Origin of the sequence: Halomonas sp. 707D4 (assembly GCF_024158685.1) — a bacterium.
Taxonomy (GTDB): Bacteria; Pseudomonadota; Gammaproteobacteria; order Pseudomonadales; family Halomonadaceae; genus Vreelandella.
In genome coordinates this window covers 1-4,051 of record NZ_JAMZBD010000295.1, presented here as the reverse complement: position 1 = coordinate 4,051, position 4,051 = coordinate 1, and the positions used below count along the sequence as shown (strand labels likewise).

At 64.1% G+C, this 4,051-nt stretch carries 5 protein-coding genes; all 5 read left to right on the top strand.

Translation table 11 applies throughout. From position 1 onward, the window contains the following. On the top strand, positions 1 to 685 hold a 685-nt coding region (locus BIS11_RS12330; RefSeq protein ID WP_253586141.1), incomplete at its 5' end, for a gfo/Idh/MocA family oxidoreductase. A gap of 292 nt (positions 686 to 977) precedes the next feature. Beyond that, on the top strand, positions 978 to 1,301 hold the full coding sequence (locus BIS11_RS12325; RefSeq protein ID WP_253424606.1) for a hypothetical protein: 324 nt from the start codon (positions 978 to 980) through the stop codon (positions 1,299 to 1,301). A 188-nt stretch (positions 1,302 to 1,489) separates the two neighbouring features. Beyond that, positions 1,490 to 2,596 carry an acyltransferase family protein gene (locus BIS11_RS12320; protein ID WP_253424608.1) on the top strand — a complete coding sequence of 369 codons (1,107 nt, stop codon included), beginning with the start codon at positions 1,490 to 1,492 and terminating at the stop codon, positions 2,594 to 2,596. Between the two features lie 16 nt (positions 2,597 to 2,612). Beyond that, entirely contained in the window at positions 2,613 to 3,743 is a 1,131-nt protein-coding gene (locus BIS11_RS12315; RefSeq protein ID WP_253424611.1) for a serine hydrolase, read from the top strand. A 55-nt stretch (positions 3,744 to 3,798) separates the two neighbouring features. Continuing rightward, the coding region (locus BIS11_RS12310) for a peptidylprolyl isomerase (protein ID WP_253586139.1) at positions 3,799 to 4,051 on the top strand (253 nt) is incomplete at its 3' end.

Sequence of the window (4,051 nt, the reverse complement as noted above, 5' to 3'; positions counted from 1 at the left end):
GGCCAGGCGCGTGCTGCTCGAAAAACCGCCGGGGGCAACCCTAAGCGAAGTCGAGGAGCTGATCGCGCTGGCTCGAAAGCAAGGCGTCACGCTGTTTACCGCCTGGCATTCGCGGTTCGCACCCGGCGTCGCGGCGGCCGCCGAGTGGCTTGCCAAGCGCACCGTAAAGCACGTCGAGATCGTCTGGAAGGAGGATGTCCGGGTGTGGCATCCCGGGCAGACGTGGATCTGGCAACCCGGCGGTATGGGGGTCTTCGATCCAGGCATCAACGCGCTGTCGATCGCCACCCGCATACTGCCCGACGCGTTCTTTCTACGCGAAGCCACGCTGCAGGTGCCGAGCAACTGCCAGACCCCCATTGCCGCCGAGCTTTTCTTCGTCGATACGCGTGACGCCACGATCAAGGCGCAATTCGACTTTCGCCAGACGGGGCCGCAGACATGGGATATCCATGTGGAGACCGATGCGGGACGCCTCGCCCTGACGCGAGGTGGTGCCTGCCTGACGGTCGACGGGGAGACGCTCGTCGATACCGAGGAGCGAGAGTACGCCGAGCTCTATGCTCACTTCGCCGCTCTGGTGAGAAGCGGACAAAGCGATGTCGACGTTTCTCCGCTGCGCCATACGGCGGATGCCTTTCTTTACGGTCATCGCCAGACGGTCGAGCCTTTTATCGACGGCTAACCTCGTTTGACATGATGCTGAGCGTCCCATGTGTCACTGGTAAACAACGAAACATTGATTATTGTTATCGAAAACAAAAGGTTGGCATGGATTGTCTGTTTGTAACTTGCTGTCTAGAGGCGTTTTTTGAGCCAATGCCAAAAAGTTGGTACGCCCGCTGCAAAAGGATTGGCAAGAGCGAATTGGCCGGAAGGCGGCGCTCTTGAAGGAAAACTCAACGTACCATTTCAGATGGGGCTGCCTTACCGGCCCTGGACGAAGCAGGAAAGCAAAGCCAACAGGAGGCATGATCATGAATAAGGACGCTCTCAAAAAGCTGGGTATTCTGGGTGTATCTTTCGGTCTGATGGCGAGCCCGCTGGCGTTTGCCGGCATGGAAGAGGGCACCGCGCCGCAGGAGCCGACGCCGCACGAAGACACCATGCAAGATGATCAAGGCACCTATCAGAGCTACGAAACGGATCAGCAGCCGGGTGCGACCACCGAGTACGAAGAGGAAGAGCAAGAGTTTACCTACGAAGAGGAAGAGGAAGAGCAGGAATTCACTTACGAAGAAGAGGAAGAGGAGCAAGAGTGGGATACCGACTCCGACACCGATAGCGACTCGGAGTGGTAATCGACCCATTGCGAAAGGAATGACCGCTTCACCGGCTCATGGACGAGCCACGAAATGCCCCGCCGACTGCGGGGCATTTTGCGTTTAAAGCCCCCGGCGTCGCGGGACGGGGGATAGGCTAAAGTGGTAGGCATGCCTGTCATCGCCCGAGCGCCTTTCCAAGCGCTTCATACAAGGAAGTGGGTCACGTGCCGAATTTCAAGGAAGTCCCCGTTCTGCCTCGGCTCGAGCGCCGCATCGAAGCCATCGATCTCGCCCGCGGTATCGCCATCGCGCTGATGATCCTGAGCCACACCGTGAGCGGCCTGGTCGGCATCCCCAACGTGCCGGAGTGGGGCATGGTGCCGGTACACCTGATCACCAAGTTCTCGTCGTCGCTGTTCATCCTGGTGTTCGGGGTGGCGCTGGCGGTGGCGTTTCTGCCCCGTACTCAAGACGAGGAGTGGCCCCGCCGGCGGCTGAAGCTCTGGCTGCGCGCTCTGGAAGTGTGGTTCTGGTACAAGGCGCTGACCATCGTCGAGATGTTGCCCTTCAACGCGCCGGCGGACATCGTCACCACGCTGCTCTACGGCAACTTCGCCATCTGGGTGGAGATCCTCGGCTTCTACGCCATTGCGCTCTTGTGGGTGCCGCTGGTGTTGCCGCTTTGGGCCCGGGCGCCGCTGTGGTCGCGCCTGGCGACCATCGCACTGCTCGCGGCACTTTCGGTCTGGCTCCAGGGGTTCGATTTCGGCGGCAACGCCATTCTCAAGGCGCTGCTGGTCGATCACGAGGACTACTACACCTGGGGGCAACTGAGCCGGGCGCCGCTGGTGTTGATCGGGCTCTTGATCGGCGAGACGGCGCTGCGCTGTGCCGGCGAGCGTGCCGACCGGCGCCGGCTGGTGCTGACGCTCCTGGCGCTCGGCGCGGCGATGGTCGGTGCCTTCTTCGTCCTGGCCGCCGTCGACGGTGACGTCCACGCCGCCATGCTGGCGATCGCCAACAACGTCGGCAAGCACCCGCCGGGGCTCGCCTTCATGCTGTTCAGCGTGGGTGGTGCCTTCGTGCTCCTGGGCCTGGCGCTGGCCGGCGGGGCCACGGCGGCCAAGGCACTTTTGCCGCTCACCCTGGTCGGAAGCGATGCGCTCAAGGCGTTCATCTTTCATATCGTGATGATCTTTCTGGTGCTGCGCTTTCTGCTGGAGCGCAACGGCGTCTACACCTATGCAGAGACGCTAGGCGTGGGAGTCCTGTTGATCCTGGGCGCGGCGTTGTGGATCTGGCTCACCCGGTGGATCGCGGCGCGCCGCTGAACGAAGAGGTAACGAATTGCGACGTTTCAAACGCTGGCTGCTCGGCGCAGCGCTTTTGGTAGCGCTGCCCGTTCAGGCCGACTGGTATTTCGAGGTCGACAAGCAAAGTCATTGGCAGGCGAGCCTGAGTACCCGCATCGCTGCCATCGAGGAGGCGTTCAACGGCGAGGTGGGCGTCTACGTGCAGGATCTCGCAAGCGGGGAGGCGTTCTCCTGGAAGGCCGAAGCGCCCTGGTATCTCGCCTCGCTGGTCAAGGTGCCGGTGGCCGCCGAGATTCTCGCCAGGCGTCAAGCCGGCGAGCTCACCCTCGACGAGCGCCTCACGCTGACCCCGCGCCACTTCGTCGACGGCGCCGGGCCCGTGAACTGGCATGACCCGGGCACGCCGATTTCCATCGGCTACCTGCTCGAGCAGATGATCACCGTCAGCGACAATACCGCCTCGGACATGCTGATCGAGCGCGCCGGGCTCGACGCGGTGAACGCCCGCGCCCGGGCCATGATCGCCGCCGCCGGCGGCGACCCGGGCAAGCTTGGGCCGATCACCACGCTGGTCGGCGTGCGCCAGGGCGTGTATGGCCAGATGCACCCGCACGCGCGCGAACTCGCGGGCACCGACTTCATGGCACTGCGCCAGCATCGCCTGGCCGAGCGCCCGGCGGCGCTGGCCAGCCGCCTGGGCGTGGCTCGGCAGAGCCTCGCGGCGGCGGATTACGACACCGCGTTCGAGGCCTACGAGCAGGGCGGCGAGAACACTGCTCCCCTCGCGGTCTACGGTGACCTGCTGGCCACGCTCCACACCGGAGGGCTTGCGGATCTCGACGCCGCCGAGCGCCAGGCGTTGGTCGAGATGATGCTGCGCACCCGCTCCGGCGAGGCGCGGCTCAAGCGCGGGCTGGGCGAGGAGTTTCGCTTTGCCCACAAGACCGGCACCCAGCACCGGCGAAGCTGCGATGCGGGGCTTGCGTTCGCCTCATCGAGTGTCGCCTCATCGAGTGTCGCCGCATCGAGCGCGGGGCCTTGGGTGGTCGTCGCCTGCACGCGCGGGCCGGTGGCGCTCGCCCCCCACGAGCAGGCGCTGGCCCGGGTCGGCGAAGCGCTGGTGGTCACCGGGGCGCTGGGCCACACCACGAGCGACGAGCCGTGATAAACTAGCGCCCCTTCGCATTCCCCTTCAGGAATCCAACCTCAGGAGAGTTTCCATGGCCAGTGCCAACGCCCGTCATATTCTGGTAAGCAGTGAAGAGCAGTGCCTCGCCCTCAAGCAGGAGATCGAGAACGGCCGCGATTTCGCGGACGTGGCCAAGCAGCACTCGAGCTGCCCGTCCGGCCGCCAGGGCGGCGACCTCGGCAGCTTCGGTCCGGGCCAGATGGTGCCGGAATTCGACAAGGTCGTGTTCAGTGGTGAGCTCAACAAGGTCCACGGTCCGGTCAAGACCCAGTTCGGCTATCACC